Annotated in this window: 25 protein-coding genes; 2 read left to right on the top strand and 23 right to left on the bottom strand. The window is 59.6% G+C overall.

The window, feature by feature from the left end; genetic code table 11:
- Positions 1 to 62: 62 nt before the first annotated feature.
- The 7 genes from ACQKOE_RS13800 to ACQKOE_RS13830 form a co-directional block, all read right to left on the bottom strand.
- A complete protein-coding gene (locus ACQKOE_RS13800) occupies positions 63 to 488 on the bottom strand; it encodes a hypothetical protein (RefSeq protein WP_427513294.1) in 426 nt (141 codons plus the stop codon).
- Positions 489 to 597: 109 nt separating this feature from the next.
- Positions 598 to 1065: a hypothetical protein gene (locus ACQKOE_RS13805; RefSeq protein ID WP_427513295.1), complete on the bottom strand. Its 468-nt coding sequence runs from the start codon at positions 1063 to 1065 to the stop codon at positions 598 to 600.
- The gene (locus tag ACQKOE_RS13810) at positions 1066 to 1260 is read right to left on the bottom strand and encodes a hypothetical protein (protein WP_427513296.1); all 195 of its coding nucleotides are present in this window, start codon (positions 1258 to 1260) and stop codon (positions 1066 to 1068) included. It abuts the gene before it with no gap.
- Complete coding sequence (gene gp17, locus ACQKOE_RS13815; RefSeq protein ID WP_427513297.1) at positions 1260 to 1664, bottom strand: tail completion protein gp17; 405 nt, start codon at positions 1662 to 1664, stop codon at positions 1260 to 1262. The genes ACQKOE_RS13810 and gp17 overlap by 1 nt, the downstream gene beginning before the upstream one ends.
- Positions 1661 to 2251: an HK97-gp10 family putative phage morphogenesis protein gene (locus tag ACQKOE_RS13820; RefSeq protein ID WP_427513298.1), complete on the bottom strand. Its 591-nt coding sequence runs from the start codon at positions 2249 to 2251 to the stop codon at positions 1661 to 1663. The genes gp17 and ACQKOE_RS13820 overlap by 4 nt, the downstream gene beginning before the upstream one ends.
- A complete protein-coding gene (locus tag ACQKOE_RS13825) occupies positions 2248 to 2592 on the bottom strand; it encodes a phage head closure protein (RefSeq protein ID WP_427513299.1) in 345 nt (114 codons plus the stop codon). Before ACQKOE_RS13825 ends, ACQKOE_RS13820 begins: the two co-directional genes overlap by 4 nt.
- 2 nt (positions 2593 to 2594) lie before the next feature.
- Positions 2595 to 3155, bottom strand: a complete 561-nt coding sequence (locus ACQKOE_RS13830) for a head-tail connector protein (RefSeq protein WP_427513300.1) — start codon at positions 3153 to 3155, stop codon at positions 2595 to 2597.
- A gap of 175 nt (positions 3156 to 3330) precedes the next feature.
- Between ACQKOE_RS13830 and ACQKOE_RS13835 the strand changes: the two genes are divergently transcribed.
- Together ACQKOE_RS13835 and ACQKOE_RS13840 are read left to right on the top strand one after the other, a co-directional pair.
- Positions 3331 to 4062, top strand: coding sequence for a hypothetical protein (locus ACQKOE_RS13835; RefSeq protein ID WP_427513301.1), 732 nt, complete (start codon positions 3331 to 3333; stop codon positions 4060 to 4062).
- A gap of 6 nt (positions 4063 to 4068) precedes the next feature.
- Entirely contained in the window at positions 4069 to 4626 is a 558-nt protein-coding gene (locus tag ACQKOE_RS13840; protein WP_427513302.1) for a hypothetical protein, read from the top strand.
- 673 nt (positions 4627 to 5299) lie between these two features.
- Here the strand turns inward: ACQKOE_RS13840 and ACQKOE_RS13845 are convergent.
- From ACQKOE_RS13845 to ACQKOE_RS13920, 16 genes are all read right to left on the bottom strand, one after another.
- Positions 5300 to 5530: a hypothetical protein gene (locus ACQKOE_RS13845; protein WP_427513303.1), complete on the bottom strand. Its 231-nt coding sequence runs from the start codon at positions 5528 to 5530 to the stop codon at positions 5300 to 5302.
- Complete coding sequence (locus ACQKOE_RS13850) at positions 5527 to 5985, bottom strand: hypothetical protein (protein WP_427513304.1); 459 nt, start codon at positions 5983 to 5985, stop codon at positions 5527 to 5529. The genes ACQKOE_RS13845 and ACQKOE_RS13850 overlap by 4 nt, the downstream gene beginning before the upstream one ends.
- A 34-nt stretch (positions 5986 to 6019) precedes the next feature.
- Positions 6020 to 6448 (bottom strand): phage tail fiber protein, encoded by a 429-nt coding sequence (locus ACQKOE_RS13855; RefSeq protein WP_427513305.1) that lies wholly within the window; start codon positions 6446 to 6448, stop codon positions 6020 to 6022.
- On the bottom strand, positions 6448 to 6636 hold the full coding sequence (locus ACQKOE_RS13860) for a hypothetical protein (protein ID WP_427513306.1): 189 nt from the start codon (positions 6634 to 6636) through the stop codon (positions 6448 to 6450). The genes ACQKOE_RS13855 and ACQKOE_RS13860 overlap by 1 nt, the downstream gene beginning before the upstream one ends.
- A gap of 50 nt (positions 6637 to 6686) precedes the next feature.
- A complete protein-coding gene (locus ACQKOE_RS13865; protein ID WP_427513307.1) occupies positions 6687 to 7943 on the bottom strand; it encodes a phage major capsid protein in 1257 nt (418 codons plus the stop codon).
- A gap of 99 nt (positions 7944 to 8042) precedes the next feature.
- Positions 8043 to 8633, bottom strand: a complete 591-nt coding sequence (locus tag ACQKOE_RS13870; protein ID WP_427513308.1) for an HK97 family phage prohead protease — start codon at positions 8631 to 8633, stop codon at positions 8043 to 8045.
- Positions 8630 to 9916, bottom strand: a complete 1287-nt coding sequence (locus tag ACQKOE_RS13875) for a phage portal protein (protein WP_427513309.1) — start codon at positions 9914 to 9916, stop codon at positions 8630 to 8632. The genes ACQKOE_RS13870 and ACQKOE_RS13875 overlap by 4 nt, the downstream gene beginning before the upstream one ends.
- A 15-nt stretch (positions 9917 to 9931) precedes the next feature.
- The gene (locus tag ACQKOE_RS13880; RefSeq protein ID WP_427513310.1) at positions 9932 to 10681 is read right to left on the bottom strand and encodes a hypothetical protein; all 750 of its coding nucleotides are present in this window, start codon (positions 10679 to 10681) and stop codon (positions 9932 to 9934) included.
- Between the two features lie 74 nt (positions 10682 to 10755).
- Positions 10756 to 12267 carry a terminase large subunit gene (locus ACQKOE_RS13885; protein WP_427513311.1) on the bottom strand — a complete coding sequence of 504 codons (1512 nt, stop codon included), beginning with the start codon at positions 12265 to 12267 and terminating at the stop codon, positions 10756 to 10758.
- A complete protein-coding gene (locus tag ACQKOE_RS13890; RefSeq protein WP_427513312.1) occupies positions 12264 to 12665 on the bottom strand; it encodes a hypothetical protein in 402 nt (133 codons plus the stop codon). Before ACQKOE_RS13890 ends, ACQKOE_RS13885 begins: the two co-directional genes overlap by 4 nt.
- A gap of 143 nt (positions 12666 to 12808) precedes the next feature.
- The gene (locus ACQKOE_RS13895; protein ID WP_427513313.1) at positions 12809 to 13099 is read right to left on the bottom strand and encodes an HNH endonuclease; all 291 of its coding nucleotides are present in this window, start codon (positions 13097 to 13099) and stop codon (positions 12809 to 12811) included.
- A gap of 143 nt (positions 13100 to 13242) precedes the next feature.
- Positions 13243 to 13749 (bottom strand): GIY-YIG nuclease family protein, encoded by a 507-nt coding sequence (locus ACQKOE_RS13900; protein WP_427513314.1) that lies wholly within the window; start codon positions 13747 to 13749, stop codon positions 13243 to 13245.
- 24 nt (positions 13750 to 13773) lie between these two features.
- Complete coding sequence (locus tag ACQKOE_RS13905) at positions 13774 to 14307, bottom strand: hypothetical protein (protein ID WP_427513315.1); 534 nt, start codon at positions 14305 to 14307, stop codon at positions 13774 to 13776.
- A 41-nt stretch (positions 14308 to 14348) separates the two neighbouring features.
- Positions 14349 to 14906, bottom strand: coding sequence for a hypothetical protein (locus ACQKOE_RS13910; protein ID WP_427513316.1), 558 nt, complete (start codon positions 14904 to 14906; stop codon positions 14349 to 14351).
- The gene (locus tag ACQKOE_RS13915) at positions 14890 to 15195 is read right to left on the bottom strand and encodes a hypothetical protein (protein ID WP_427513317.1); all 306 of its coding nucleotides are present in this window, start codon (positions 15193 to 15195) and stop codon (positions 14890 to 14892) included. Before ACQKOE_RS13915 ends, ACQKOE_RS13910 begins: the two co-directional genes overlap by 17 nt.
- Positions 15192 to 15380, bottom strand: a complete 189-nt coding sequence (locus tag ACQKOE_RS13920; protein ID WP_427513318.1) for a hypothetical protein — start codon at positions 15378 to 15380, stop codon at positions 15192 to 15194. The genes ACQKOE_RS13915 and ACQKOE_RS13920 overlap by 4 nt, the downstream gene beginning before the upstream one ends.
- Positions 15381 to 15541: the final 161 nt, after the last annotated feature.

The following is a 15541-nucleotide window of genomic DNA, read 5'->3' on the forward strand; positions in this document are numbered from 1 at the left end:
TGGCGTTTCTGGACGCTTCCCTTGGCCCTTGTGTTCGACTTCCGGGGTAGCGTTAAGCCAAGCTAGTTGGCGTGCGTAAAGGCAGCACTCGGCTTCGAGGCTTGCGTAAAATTTTCCCAATTGTCCGCAGCATCGGAAAGCTGATCGCGGATATAGCCAAGCTGGTCGTGGCTGTAGATCGCGCGGACCTGATCGGCCTCTCCGGGAATTTCCAGCCCGTTAAAGCGCTTGGTGATCGCGCAGAGGAATTCAATCACATCATCGCTATCGTCGGCAACCGCTTCCAGTTTGCCGCCGTTCTCGCGCACCTTGCGCATCGCCTTGCGCTTCCGGGCCTGCCGCGCGACCTGATAGATTTTCGAGGCCGGGCTGAACATGGTTGCGGTTACTGGCTCGTTGTTTTCGTCCAGCATGGGCGAGCCGTCCATTTCCTTAAGCGGAATGTCGGACAGTTCGGCGGCGAGTTTAGTAAGGGCGTTGACTGCCATTGATTTAGCCTTTCACGGTAAGGTGTCCCTGCCCGCTCCGTGACGCGGACAGGGACATAAAAAACCCCGCAAAAAGCGAGGTTAAATCAACTCACGGGTTGAAGCCGAATTAGGCCGGATCGACGAACACAATGCCGTCGGAAGTCTGGCTAACGATCGTGTATTCCAGCGTAATCTGGCGGGTCGCAATGGTGTTTACGTCGCCGTAAGACTTCGGCCCGCCCATGATCAGGGCGCGGGCATAGATCGTGCCAAGATTGGTATTGGCGATCTTGACCGAATAAACGGTGTCGGAACTGGTGGCGGTGTCGAGCAAGGTCTGGCCTGCATCGTCCGGGTCAATGCCGATCGTAATGGTCTGCGAGCCGATCTGATAACCGCCCTTGGCCTTGCGCATCCCGCGCTCGTTGATCGGCTGCCAGGTAACGAGTTCGTAAATCCGCGAAGGAATTTCGCCAAGGTCGCTGATCTCGCCAACCGTGGTGAAGGTCAGGGCGGCATAACCCGTCGAGTCATAGGTCGCCGGGGCGGAAGCCGAGATGCCGAAGGTGGTCCCGGCGCTGGTGAAAACTGCCATTTACTTTGCCTTTCGATTATGCCCGGAAGGGCGGTTATTGCCGGGATCGGCAATGTCTTTCGCCTTGAGGGCGATTGCCACAAGGCCCGCGCCCTCCAAGTCTGCGAACTGGTTGTCGGAAAGGGCGAGCGCGTCACCCTGCGCATATGCAGCGCCGTCCAGCGTAAACCGCCGCGCCGCGATGGCTTCGATCATTAGCGTTGCTCCAAGTAAGTTATGCGAAAGTCGATGCTGCCAAGGTAAATGCTGGCATCCTCGTTCATAAAATCAGGGCCATCGGACAGCGCGTGGATCGTCACCGCAGACAGGCCCGCGACGGTTGGGAACTTGTCTGCCGCCGCCTTGGTCACTGCCGCCATGATCGCCTTTTGCGCCGGGTAATTGGCTGCAAGAACGGTTGCCTGCACCCGCTCCGAAACGTGCCGGTTTGCGCCGGGATCGGCCAGGTTGCGATTGTTCGCGCCAACGCTGGTGATCGACACTGCCGGAAGCGCCGTGCCTTGCGGCATAACGCCCGCGACAATCCGCGGTGCAGGGACAAGCGCGGTCAAGGCCGCGTCAGCCGCCAAAACCTGCCGAAGCGCCGCAACCCCGTTCATGCCGCGTCTGCCATCGCCGCACCCGCATCAAAGCCGGTCTTTTTCTCGATATAGGCCCGGATGCGCTCGGCAAATGCCTGCACCGCCTCGCCTGCCTTGGCTTCAAGCGCTGGCCGGAAAAATGGCCGCGCCGGAATGCCAGGATGGAACACCGAACCGCTTATGAACTTGTCGCCAATTTTCATGGCCCCGGTTACAATATCGCCGGTCACATCGCCGCGCTTTGACGCTTTGGTCAGCACCCGCGCCGATTTGCCACTATCGCCCGCCTTGATGAAGTGCGGGGCAACGCCGTATTCGATGAACAGGCCGAGAAAGGCGTGGTTATTGCCGCCGCGATCGGTCTTGCCGTTGAAGCGCACCTTGACCGAAAACGAACCGTCCGAATTTTGCCGCGCGCTGCCGGTCTGGATCGACCGCGCCATAAGCCCGGTTTGCTTTGGTGCGCGCATCCGGGCCTCGTCACGAATGACCGAAGCCGCTGCAGTCAGGGCCGCGCGATACGCGCCCTTTTGCAGATTGGCGGGCAGATGGGTCAGAACCGCGTCGAGTTCTTTCAGCCCCTTGACCGGAAATGCCGCGCTCATGGCTCTTGCCCTTCCGTTGTCAGATGTTCCGCCACGATTTCGATGCCTTCGCGGTTGCCGAGTTCGACAGGCCCGGCGATAATCCGCATCATTTGCCCGCGCGCCTCGATCCGCATGGTCATGTCAATGTCACTGCGCCAGCGCATCCGAATGCGTGCCGGTCGCCGTGCAATGTCGATCCCGTTTGCCGCGTTTTCCGCGCGGCTCGGCAATATGTCCTGCACCTCGGCCCAAACCGTCGCCAGCGCCGACCATGCGACAGTTTTGGTGCCGTAAGTCGCCTCTTGCGTTTCGCTGCGCTGGTAGATCGTCACGCGATCCCGAAGCCGTCCCGCGTCCATGATCAGAATCCAAACGCGCGGTAATTGGCGAGCAATGCCGTTACCGCGTGCGGCATTTCGCTCGGTTGATTACTGCCAAGCGCGGTGTTTTCACGGCTGCGGAACCAATCCCCTACCAGCAGCAAGATCGCTTGCTTGATAGCGGCGGGAGTTTGTGAATAGCCTGCGACATAGGTAATCGAAACAGCATTGATCGCATCAAGCGTTTCGGGCCATGCACTACCGGAATTGCGCACAATCCAAGCCGGATCGCTTGCGTCCAGCGTGTAGAATTCCGGCAACAGGGTTGTTTCCACCCCTTCCGCGTTGAAGTATTGGACCGCGCTAATCGACTGCACCGGCCCCTTGGGTAGCAGGATGCTGTCGCTGAAAGCGTCTAGGGTCAGCTTCCAGGTTTGCGCCATGATCGCGCGGCCCGTGTATTGTTCGACGTAATCCGTTGCCGCCGCGATATAGCCATTAAGGGCGGTATCGTCGGCAGTTCCGTCAACGCGGCATTGCGCCTTTACCTCGTCCAGCGTGACGGGGTATGCGGTCGGCGCTGTGATCAATGAAATGCCCACTTAACTTCTCCGCATCTGACTGACCGCACGCGGGCGGATTGCATTCGAAAGCGCCGCATCCCGCGAAGGGGAGAAAATAAACAGCGGCCTGCGCGTTGAGCGGAACCGCCGCCCAGCGAGGTCGCCAACGCCGGTCCCGCTGGCGTTCGCCGCCGACAAGCCCGCCGCATCGATGATGGCCGAAGCCCCGCCGACCACAACGCCAAAGCCCGCCGACAAGCCGGTTGCGCCCGCCGTAGCTGCTCCCATTGCCTGTCCCTGCGCGCCTGCCGTTGCCGTTCCGGTCGCTTGCCGCGCTGCCGTGCCGTTGCCGGTTCCCACCGCACTTGCCGTGGCTGAACCCGCCCCGATTGATAGCGCCGCGCCAATCGCCGTGACGTTTGCGCCTGCCGCTGCCGAGCCTGCCCCCGCCGCGACCGACCGCCCAACGCCGCCGACCGAAGCCGATGCCGCCGAACTACCGCTTGCCGCCGCGTTTGCCTGCCCGATCCCGCCTGCCGCGCTGGTTGCGCTTGCGGTGCCGGTTGCGCTTGCGATGGAACCCGCCGCGCTAAGGCCGCTTGCCGTAGCGTTGGCCGAAGCCGTGCCGGTTGCCGCCGCGATGCTTGCGCCAGTTGCGTTTGCGGTCGAGGTCGCAGCCGAATTGCCCGCGCCGCTGCCGATCCCTTGGCCGGTTGCCGAGGTCGCCGCCGCTGCCGACGAATTGCCCGCACCGGTTGCGATTGCCGCGCCCGTTGCCGAGGCGCTTGAGGTCGCGCTCGACGATCCCGCCCCTTGCGCAACCGATGAACTGCCAGAAAATGCCGTAGCGCTGGCCGTAGAAAGCGAGGAACCCGCCGCCGCACGGATAGACCCGCCAACGCCGTTCGTGGTCGCTACGGCGCTCGCTGCGCCGATTGCGGCATAATTCGCATTGCCCGCGCCTAGCGTGGTTGCCGTAGCGCTGGCCGTGCCTTGTGCCGCCGCGATCCGCGCGCCCGTTGCCGCAGCCGTTGCCGAAGCGCTGGATGTGCCGGTGCCAGGGAATGCCGCTGCACCAACCCCGCTTGCCGTTGTCGCTGCCGTGGCGGTGCCGGTTCCCGCAAAGTTCGCGTTGCCGATTGCCGTTGCGGTGGCGGTTGCACTTGCCGAACCTGCGCCCGCGTCAATCGCCGCGCCAACCCCGTTGACCGTAGCCGCTGCACTTGCCGCGCCTTGTCCTGCGATCAGGACGCTGGACGTTGCACTAGCCGCGCTGGTCGCATTGGCCGAACCTTGCGCCGCGATAGCCGCAACGCCAATCCCGCTTGCCGCGCCTGTTGCGCTTGCGGTGCCGTCCGTTTGGATCGCTGCCGAGCCTAGCGCGGTTGCCGTGGCGCTGGCCGTGGCGCTGCCTTGCGTGGCTGCGGTTGACGCGCCCGTTCCGCTTGCGCTTGCGGTGGCGCTTGCTACGCCCGCGCGCGGTGCATCGCCGCTGGCTGCGACTTCGTAAACGGAGAGGAAAATTGCTGCACTGTCATTGCCTGAAGAGTTGCGGCTCAAGCCTAGATTGCTGCCGCCCGCGTCCGTAATGATGCCATAAGCACCACTGACCGACATATTTGATGCCGAGCCGCCGCCTGTGGTGTTTGTCCCGCTTAGAACTGCCGCTGGAGCAGTTGCAGCTGTTATACCTGTTACCGATCCTTCATCGCCATTGATGTAAAGGTAAAGGTGTTCGCGGTTCGTCAGGGTTGGGGCGGTTGAACTGATCCCAGCCGGAGCAGTAACAAATTCGGTACTGCTAAGGGTACCCGAACCCATCGTAAAGCGATGCGCAGCGATTGCCTTTGCTGCGGTGCTTGCATTGAAATTGATAGTAATCGTACTACCGCTTGAAAGCGAGTTAGTCAGCTTGCAGGCGTAGATGCCAACTGTAACCCCCGCGCCAGAGCTTGTTGATGCTGCGTTCGTATATTCAGCAAGTTTGATGTAAATATTGCTCGCGCTATCGCCAACGCCAGGTATTTCGTCGTTTGAACCAGTGAGAGAGGCGCTATCCTTCGCAATCAGGATAATCACAAGATCGCCCGCGTTCGCTGCCGCCGAAGTGGTCAGCGTTGCGGTGGTTGCGCCAGTCTTGTTCTGGACGGTCCCGAGAGAGTCGACATAGCCAAACGCCATGACTATCTCGCCCGAATAACGAGCGCGGTTTCTCCATCGCGCAAGGTGGGCGAAATCGTCTTATGGGTCGGCGCGTCTCCGCTATCGACCAGCCGCTCACCATTCGGCCCGACCGCGTAAACGTCATAGCCAGCGGGTGTGTTGCAAAAGACCTCCCATTCGCCGGGTTGGCCGGGGCGAACCCATTGCACGACAGGAACTTCGCCGCCGATGCCGAGCGTGTAGGAAGTCATAGCCGCGCCCCCATGAGTTGCCGCCAGGTGCGGTCTTTGACTTCGGCCATGCGCGCCTTGATGAAGCCTGCATCGGTGCGCCCGTCCGCGTATGCCTCTTCAACCGCATCGGCCATTGCCCGCTCGACTTCGCGCGCGAGGGGCTTGAGCATTTCGGAACGCGCGTTGACGCTGATCCCGACCGCCTCAACAACGCGCGGATAAATCCGTTCGGCGCGCGGCTTGAGATTGTCCGGCAAGCCCGAAGGCAAGCCACGGTCGCAAAGCCAGCGATGCGAGTAGGCCCGCTTGTCGATTGGCAGGCTTTCCGCCTCGGTGCGCGCGCGGTGCATCACGATTTCCGCCTGTTCGCGGCTTTCGGGCTGCGGCAAGTGCGGGGATGCGTTGCGCCAGAACGCGCGCAAGCCTTCCACATCGCCTGCGGAGAGGAGATTGCGGAAGGACATTGCGCTCATTCTTATTTCCTAACTTATTGTAAAGTAACGGAAATCAATCGAGGCTGATGGTCGTGGCTGTGGTCAACTGGGGCGTAACTCCCGAGCCGGTCACAATCGACGGCGAAACGGTGCCGCGATTGAGAACGTCCGTCGCGCCGCCGCCCGTCTTGCCGGTCGAGAAGTACGAAGCCGTGCCAGATCCGCCGGTGCCAGCCGGGAACGAAATCGTTGCAGCCGGTGAAACCACGCCCGCCGATACCGACCAGCCGCCAGAGTTGCGGTTGACGTTGACGCGCGCGTAGCTGGTGTACGCGATTTCGCTGGTGGTCTGCGTGCCTGCTTCGCCGGGGTCAGCCGTATGCAAAGCAACCGCGACTTGCGTCTGCGGCGAGGTTGCGGCGTTGTCGGCGTAGTTGGCCCAAGCCGTCGCGTTGTAGATCAGCGCCATGATGGCCTGTTCTGCGGTGTTGGAGAATGACATTAGTTAGCCTTTCTTTTCTCGCGCGCAGGCGATTTGACAGCGCGCTCGATGACAGGCCCAGCAGCCGGAACGGCATAACCCGCATTCACAAGCCGCAATGCTTCCGCATCGCCAAAGCGTTCTGTTTCCTGCCCCGCGTCTAGTGCGAAGTCTGCGCCAGCCATGCTGACAAGCATTTTGATTTTCATGGGTCGCCCCTAGTTGAAGGGGCGGGAGCCGAAGCCCCCGCCCGCATCAATTAAACGCCGTCGTTGCAGAGCAGGTGCTTGACTGCACCGGTCTGGATCAGGTCGCCGTCGAGGCGAACGATCCCGGCGAGGCCAATGTCCGGCCAGTAGTATTCGCGGCGAACGCCGACGACCGGAGCGCCGACCTTGCGGACGTAATACTTCGAAAAGTCACCGAACAGGACGACCTTCTTGCCAACGCCGATCGAGTCCATCGCCTGATTGACGCTGTAAGCCTGGCCGAGCAGCGTGCCGGGTGCGCCCGTGCGAACGTCACCCATCTGCCACAGGTAGTTATTCTGGCCGTCTTTCAGCTTGCGGATCGCGGCAAGGGTGCTGTCATTGAACATGAAGCGAGCCTTGGGCGACATACGATAAGCCGGATCAACCGAGTGCAGCAGGTCGATCAGTTCGTCGGCGGTGATCGCCGTGCCGCTGGCGGACTCCTTGCCCTGCGTCGAGGCGGTGACAATGCCGTTCGGATCGCCGTTGCCGTCGCCCGTGGTCAGTTCGGTATTGACGCGGCGGGCAAGACGTTCGCCCAGCAGTTCGCCAATAAACGCTTCGATATTGACCGCGCTATCCTGCAGCAGTTCCATCGAAACTTGGACCCATTCGGTGTCAAACGCATAAGCGTTAAGGGTCATCTTGCCGAAGGTTGCATCAACACCGCCGTCGTCGGTCATGGCCGCGCCTTCGGTGTGTTTGGCAACCGCAACCGCAGTGTCATCGACGGTCGGGAAATCAATTGCGTTGCCCGATGCGGTGGTCAGGACGGTGCAAATGTCCTCGTCATACATCGGACCCCACATCTTGAGGGTCTTGTCGATGGCGGTGGCAAGATCGGTCGGGACCGTATAGCCGCCAGCGGTTGCCGAAGTCGACTGGCTGCGGAATTCCGCAACGCCTGCCTTGATCACGGCACGCGCCTCTGCCGAAATGGCTTGAACGTCAAAACCGTTGCGGGCCAGTTCAATGAAGGCTTCGCGGTATTCCGGCTTGGCCGGTTCTTCGCTGCCGCGTGCTTCGCCTTCCATATTCGGGCGATTAGCGGCGCGGATTTCTTCGGCGCGGGCTTCGGCGGCAGCAAGGCGCTGTTCGCGCGCAATGTTGGCTTCCACCTTGTCGAATTCGGCCATGATCGCGTCGTGACGGGTTTCCAGTTCAGCGGCACGGCTTTCGTCGGTGTTCGCCTTGATTTCGTCGAGCGCTTCGCGGGCCTGGGTAACGAGGCGACCGCGCTGCTCCTGTAGGGCAGTCAGAGACATAATCTCACCTTTCGGATATGAAAAAACCCGCCGAAATGGCGGGTCTGCAATGCGAGGAAAAAGCCCCCCGCTGGCCTCCGGTGGTCGCCGGGAAACTGGTCAGATGCGGCGGAAACGCTGCTCTTGTTCAGCCTTGCGCTTCAAATAGCCTTCCTGATTATGCTGCTTGCGTTCCTCGCTCTTTTCCCGCTCTTTGCGGGCCTCGTCGCGCGAACGCAGGGCAATCGACGTATCGCCATAAGCCGGGAACGCCACCGCCGAGACTTCGAACAGTTCGACCGCGTGGATCGTGCGCAGCGGAATATCGCCGGTTTCGTCCCATTCGTCATGCGTCACCGCAAAGCCGAACGACATTCCCGAAATATCGCCGCGCTCAAGCTGAACCGCCAGATCGCGCCCGTCGGTCGTGTCGGGCAGGTCGATTTCGACGAACAGACCCTTTTCGTCCTCGCTCAAGCGCAATGTGCCGGATGCCGAGCGGCCAATCACGCGGCCAGTGTCGTGGTCGATCAGTGCGCGAATATCGCCGCCGATTGCATCCTTGAACGCGCCGGGTGCGATCTTTTCGCGGAAATAGCCGCCAATATCGGTTTCGGAATTGAACAGCGCGGCATAACCTCGCGCGACCTTTGCGCCGCCGTCCGCACGCAATTCCGGCGCGGCTGTCAGGGCGCGACGTTCCATTGTCATGCGCTTTCGTCCTCATTGTCAGGCGTCACGGCATCCCCGGTTGAATTGTCGTCCTCGGTGGTATCTTCCGGCGAATTATCATCTTGCGAGCCGAGCCGAACCGTTGCCCCCTGGATCATCAGATCGTCGCCATTCGCCATCGCCGGCCGGTTTTCGAGCGCGCGGGCTTCATTCGGGGTCAGGATCGCCGTTTGCACCGCCTGCGCAAGCCCGTTCATTCGCGTGACGAAATCGCCGCGCATGAGGCCGTCGAGGTTGTGATCGACAAACCGCCCACCATTGCGCTGTCCGAATAGCTTGAGATTGAACTCCTGCTCCAACGCCCGCGCCCATTGGGCAATCAGGTGCTTGACCAGGTGCAAGTCCTGCTGCTCTGAATTACTATAAGTTCCGTGCGTCAAGTCCTGCAGGAACACAGGCGGGATTTGATAGACCCGCGCGATTTCCTCGACCGCGAACCGCCGCGCTTCGGTCATTTGTCCCTTGTCGGGATCAAAGCCGACTTGCGTTAGCTTATGGCCAGGCGGCATCGGAAAAATAGGCTTTTCCTGCGCCTTTGCGCTTTCGATCGCGCGGTTAATATCGGCCATCGCGCGTTTCATCGCTTCCGGCCCCTGCGGCAATGGCCCTTCCAGCGCCAAGGGCGGAACCCCGCCGCCAGCAAAGAACCGGCTACCGTAGTTGTTCATCGCAAGGGCAAGCTGGATTGCGGGCGCACCCATGACGACCGGGCCGTAATGCGCAACGCCATCGGCTTTGAGCATAAAGGGAACGTCGATAATATCCGCAGCCGGATAAACCTTGCCGCCGATCTCATAGAACGACCGGCCCATGCTATCGCGCGAAATTTTCGCCTTGGTCGGGTTGACCGGATAAAGCCCCGTAATGTTGCTGCCGCTGCGCTCGATCCAGAGCAGCCCGCGCCCGGTCGTGAATACCTGTTGCCAGAAATGTTGCCGCAGCTTGAAGCTGGTCCATTCCCGGTTCGGCGCTTCGTGGATCAGCGTTTGCAGCCCGCCGCTAATCCGTTCCGCACCGCGCGCCGTATTGCGGTAAACGTGCAAGGGCAGCGCGGCCAGCGAACGCGACAGGAAAGAAACCGCCGCCAGCACTGCCGGAACCGTCAAGGCGCTATCAACCGTCACGCTTGGCAATTCGACATTGCCGAGGCCATAGACCTGCAGCAAGTTCGCGCCAGGCCGTTCGATTCCCGGTATTTCGGTAATCATTCGCTTTTCAGCCACCGGGTCGCGGGGCCAGCCGATCATGTCGAGAAAGCCCATTATGCCCCCACCAAGCTAAAGCAGAAAAAGCCGCTTGTCCGACTTTCTGATATTGTCATCTGCCCAGAGAGGCCGGAGATTTGTAAGCGCCCAACAGGCCTTAAAATCTGGATCATCTGGACTGTCAAAATTAAACGAAGCCACTGGCAAGATGTGGTCAACGTGCCACTCGCCGTAGTTTTCCCAAGTCATGCCGCGCGTGAACTGGCGCTCTATGTGGGCGCGAAGTTCGCTAATTGAGTAACCTAAAAGTTGCTCAACCTTCTTTCCGCCCTTTTCCTTGCGCAGACAAAAATAGACATATGACGAAACAGACGCCCGCAACCGATAAACTGGATCATCGCGCCTTTTCTGGTTGTGCCATGCAAGCCAAGCTGCGCGCCTAATGTCCCTGTTTTCTCTAGCGTATTCTCGCGCCCGCTTCCGCCTTGCATCTGCATTGCGATAATAAGATTGAGCGTCTAATTCAGCTTTTCGCTCTGGGTTAGCCTTATTCCAAGCGTATTGACGTTTAGCCAATCGATCTGCGTTGGCCGCGTAATACTCTCGGTCTTTCCGTCTAGTTTCATCATCGCGCGACAAGCGGCGCTTTTCATTTATTGAGGCTGCATTCGCTGCCCAAGCGGCCCTTTTGCTTGCCCGTAAGCATGGCTTGCATTGAGCAGTCAACTTGCCCAGTTTGCGCACAAAATTATCATTATTGGCAGGCTTTTCCCCGCGACACTTGGTGCAAACCTTGGTTTGCGTTATACCGGCATCAGCCATGCGAACTCACCCTTCGCTTTGGTTAGGGCCGCGTGGTGTTGGTAGCACCGCTGCGGCCCGTTTTTATTAGCAAATCACGCAACTAGAGTAAAGTTCGGATCGTCCCAAGGTGAATAAACGGGCGCTTCTTTACTTGTTGCCTCTACGCCACAAGCCATGGCGAGGGCGACCATCCCGTCTATTCGTCCAGTTGCTTTATCTTTCGCCAACTTCCTATTATTTGCAGGATCAGGCACCGCCACCGCATTAGCCGCGCACATGGCAAGCACCGGATGCCCGCCGTGGCGCACAACGCCATTCAATAGGTCCGCTTCCAGCGCATCGAGCGCCGGGGACATTGAGACATAACCCTGCCCGAACGGCTCAAGCGGCAATTCAACCCCCTGCCGCTCAAGCGCCCCCTTCATTCGGTCCATGCGCCAGCGGTCAAAGCCGATCTTTCCAATCGTTAGCCCCGCCGTGATTGCCCCAATGTCCCGCGCGACGAAATCGTAATCAATAACCTTGCCCGGTGTGGTCCGCATGAAGCCTTCGCGGACCCAAACGTCATAGGGCGCGCGGTCGCGGCGCGATGCCTCTGCGACCATATCCTGCGGCATCCAGAAGTGAGGCTGCACCATGAGCAGCCCATCCTTGCGGCAAGTCAGGACAAGCGCGGTCAAGTCAGTTGTTGCCGACAGGTCAAGCCCGCCATTTACCAGCCCGTCCAGTTCCGAAGGCGCCGCATTGCCTTGTTTCCACACGGTCGGCGAAACGAACGCCGCAACCATGTTGACCCGCTGGTTCAGCGTAAGCACGCGAAATGTGTTCTCTTGCGCTGGCATCCGTTTGGCCTGCGCGGCCTGTTCTTCAACGTCGCGGATCGAACGAAACAAGCCCAAGGCTGGGTTTGCCGCTTGCCATGCCGCCGGATCGTCGACCGCGCAACCTTCCGGTGCGCTATAAACGTGGCTGACAATCGAAGGATCTTGCGACCGTTCCGCATCGTCCAGCCACCGGCTGAACAAATCCGAATCGGTCGGAGCCTGCGTCGAGATTGCCACCAGCAAAGGCTCGTCATGCGCGCCCTGCGAGGTGGTTATCGCGTCAATGAAATCGTCTTGCGGCCCTTTGACCTGCCCAACTTCGTCCAAAATGGCGAAAACTGGCGAAAGCCCGTGCGCCGTGGTTCCGTCTGCGGCCAGCGCCTTGAACTCGGTGTTCATCGGCAGGCCGATCAGCTTCTTGCCAGAAGGCACGATCCTGACCACCTTCGACAGTTCAGGCGATAACTGCACCATTTTACTCGCCAGCGCGAATACGAGCGATGCCTGATCGCGCGACCGAGCGCCGCTGACCAATTGGCTATTCAACTTTGCCTCCGGCCCAACTAGGTGAGCCAAAAGCAGGCAGGCAATAATTGCCGATTTTCCGTTCTTTCGCGCAATCGCCAAATAAGCCCGGCGCGTTCCGTGCGGATTGTCGTAAACAGCGAGGATAAACCGGCGCTGGAAATCGGCAAGCTGGATCGGCTCGCCAACCTTCGCCCCTTCCGGGACGCGACAAAACCGCTCGATAAAGGCAATAACCTTCTCGCCGCGCGTCACTGTAGCGACGGCCTCGCCAAAAGATCATCGTCCAGCGGGTTGTTAGCCGCAATACCCGCCGCCACTTCCCGCCGCTTGGTTACGTCCCGCGCCTCGCCTTGCGCTGCACGCCCATGCTGTTGCAGAACCCGCAGATAACCCATTTCAAGCCGCTGCAAGTCCGAAACCCGCTGCACCGCCTTGGCATCCGGCAAAGGATCGTTCTCAATCTCACCGCGCAGCTTCGAAACCTGCCACTGCGTCCAGGCAAGGCTTGCCGCCGTGGCCATGAGCGCCGGAGTGCCTTCCCATTCTTCGCGCGCGCGCCCGCGAATAATCGCCCGCCAGAATGGCATTGCTGCTTCGTTCAAATTTGAGTGTTCCGGCGGCATCAATTCATTTGCCACCGCGCCTTGCATGACCGCTACCGCAGCGGTCGCACTGTCAATGCGCTGCCTGCGACCTGCCATGAGAAAAATTCCTGTAATAGCGTTGAAAGAATGGGCGATAGGCGGTCCGACGCCCACAGGGCTGTAAGAAATTACCCGCCCCCGCAATAATATTACGCGACCGGCCAGCCATCAACCCCGATCACCAGCCTGACCATGCCGCCATTCTCGCGCGTAGTCTTGGCTTCGTGGCATTCGGCGCAGAGGCATTGCAGGTTGTCGAGGTCGTCCGTTCCGCCTTTGGCCTTCGGGTTGATGTGATCGACGTGATTACCTTGAGTAACGCGGCCATTCTTTAGGCAGGCTTGGCAAAGGAACTTGTCCCGCGCCAATACGACCTTGCGCAGCTTGTCCCATGCGGTGCCGTAGCCGCGCTCATGCCTGGACTGCTTTGACCAAGCCATAACCGCGCCCGATGTAACCGGCACTCTCGCGCAACCTTCATGCCCCCAAGTGATCGGGCTGGACGTTAGTTGAAGGTGGGGAGTGCCGGGGCCTTGCGGCCAACTGATACAGAAAAGCCCGCAAACCTTCACAGGCTGCGGGTTCAATCGATTCCTAGCCTCTGACGCAAAGCAATCCTGCGTTCGCTATCATAAGGCTCATGCCGCTTGGCCCTGTTGTAATTATCCGGCGTGACGACAAGCCCACGCATTGCATCGGCTAACGGCTTCGGATCAAGACCCTTCAAGGCCATTGCCGTCACAACAAACTCAACAGCCTTTAGCGGCTCAAGATCAAACCATTCACCGCGTATCCTGTGACGATCCGCAAGCGCGTGGGCAACCTTTTCAATTACCACTCGCGGCCCACAAGGGACGACTGCCCTCAAATACAGTTGCTGCCAGTTGGAGGTTTGTAACTCTTGAAGGCGCTCACTAGGCTTTTGGGCTGAACCAATCTTGACCGGGCCATCCTTACCCGCCTGAATCACATAGACGTAGGAGGGAAATTCGCTCTCTAGAACGAAATATTGCCACGGTTCTTCTTCAATGAAGAAAGCGCGGCAATCACAATCAACGTCAAATGGACGGAAATTCCGCATCGTGGTCATAAATACACCCGAAATGTTCCGCCGTCAACGCCGTTTTGTTCCCAAGTGAGCACACAGGCAATCCAAGGCTGATCTGACGCGATCAAGAGTTCTGAACCTTTCGCGGTGGTGTAGCCTGGGCCATCGGTTGTGGAGTAGTAACCCATCCATAAAACCGACCATATCACGCGGGAAAGCCATTCTCGCATTGCGCCACCTATCGCGCGCATCTTGGGTCAAATCGCTTGTGCTTACCACAACCCCGCCCTGGACCCGGTAGAGGTTGCTCATTTTCGGCTGATCAAAGCGCCCGCGCTCATGCTGATCCCGATACCATACGCCAGCTTCATATTGTTCATCGGTAAACTGCCCAGCCTTGTGCAGCCGGTCAAAGTGGCGAGACTTGAATAAGCGGCCATTCTGCTCAAAGCCGCGATTGATATGGACTTGCGCCTGCCGATTGCCGCCATCGGGGTTCGGCATGGTCAAGCGGGCATAGCCGCCCTTAGCCATCTGCTCCGGGGTCGGGCCGTCGAGTTCTTCAATGATCTGGACATTCTTGCGCTTTGCCTTAGCCATTTCTAACCCCTAACTGTTCAAACTTGGGTTGCACTGCCCAGTCAGGCAGCCCATCCCTTTGCCGCGCAAAGCTGGTCAAACTGCGACTTGATGGATTCAACCTTGGCAGCAGCATCGGCCAACTGCTTGCGCATCGCGGTCAATTCGTCCGGTTCTTTCAGCGGCCCGAACTCATCCTCCCGGCGATGCTTGACCCAATCCACTCCAATGCCGGTTTCCTTGGCAATACGTTCGTCGGAATAGCCATCGTTGTATTGCCCGGTCGGAATGTTGAACGTCATGGCGATCAGGTCGTGCGCTTCACGGCGCGCTGCCTTTGCGTCGAAGGTCGGTGCCGGTTCAGGCTTGGGCTTAATCATGATTGGCTTTTCCTTTTTCTTAGCTTGGCAGGAAGGGCACACCGGGCGGCGATGCAGATTCCACCCTTTATTTGCGAAATGGCGCGGGATGATTTCTGCAGGCGGTTTGTTGCCATTGATCCGCCATTCATCGTTCGCCCCGCAAGAAGCGCATGCCATGCGCGAGATGATCGCTCCGCAATGGATAGATAGGCTCGCAGGGGATGCGCGTCGGATATAGTCATCAGCAAATATCGCCATGAAGCCCTCCTCGGTAATGTTCCCGCCGATGCGCCTTCGCAGTCTTGCCAAAGCGCGCCAGCCCGGTTCGCAGCACCTGCTTGCGGAAATGGTCAGGCGGCAGGATCGTGGTTATGGTGTAATCGGCCAGGGCGATGCGATGCCCCGACGCGATCCGAACAAAGCGCGCCCCGATTGCCGCAGCGGTCATGACAGCCGGGGTAATCAGGGCCGCGCGGATTTCATCGTCGCTTAGGTTGGCGATGCGTTCGCGGTAACGGTCGAGCGCGTGCTGGCTGACGTGGATCATAAGCCGCCCTTTTCCCAAAGCGGCTTGCGAGTGGTCTGGATCGTTCCGCCGTATCTGACATAGGCGCGAGGGATATTGTGCCACTCATAGCGGTGATGGGTTTCACACCAGACTAGGGCAAGCTGGCCGTCGCCATCGATCTCGTCGAGGTCGTCGATCTCATAGCAGTTGAGCAGGTGCGTCATGCCAAAGCCCCCGCAATTCTAGTTGCTGCTAGATGCTGCTTGCGTGCGCGAGGCGTAAAAACGTGCTGCCAATAGGAGAAAGAGAGAAAATGCATTTTATGTCTCACGCACGCAAGCAGCAACTGACAGCAACTGGCGCCAATCCTAAGCAGCAACTGCCA

Origin of the sequence: Novosphingobium sp. NPDC080210, assembly GCF_050281025.1 — a bacterium.
Lineage (GTDB): Bacteria > Pseudomonadota > Alphaproteobacteria > Sphingomonadales > Sphingomonadaceae > Novosphingobium.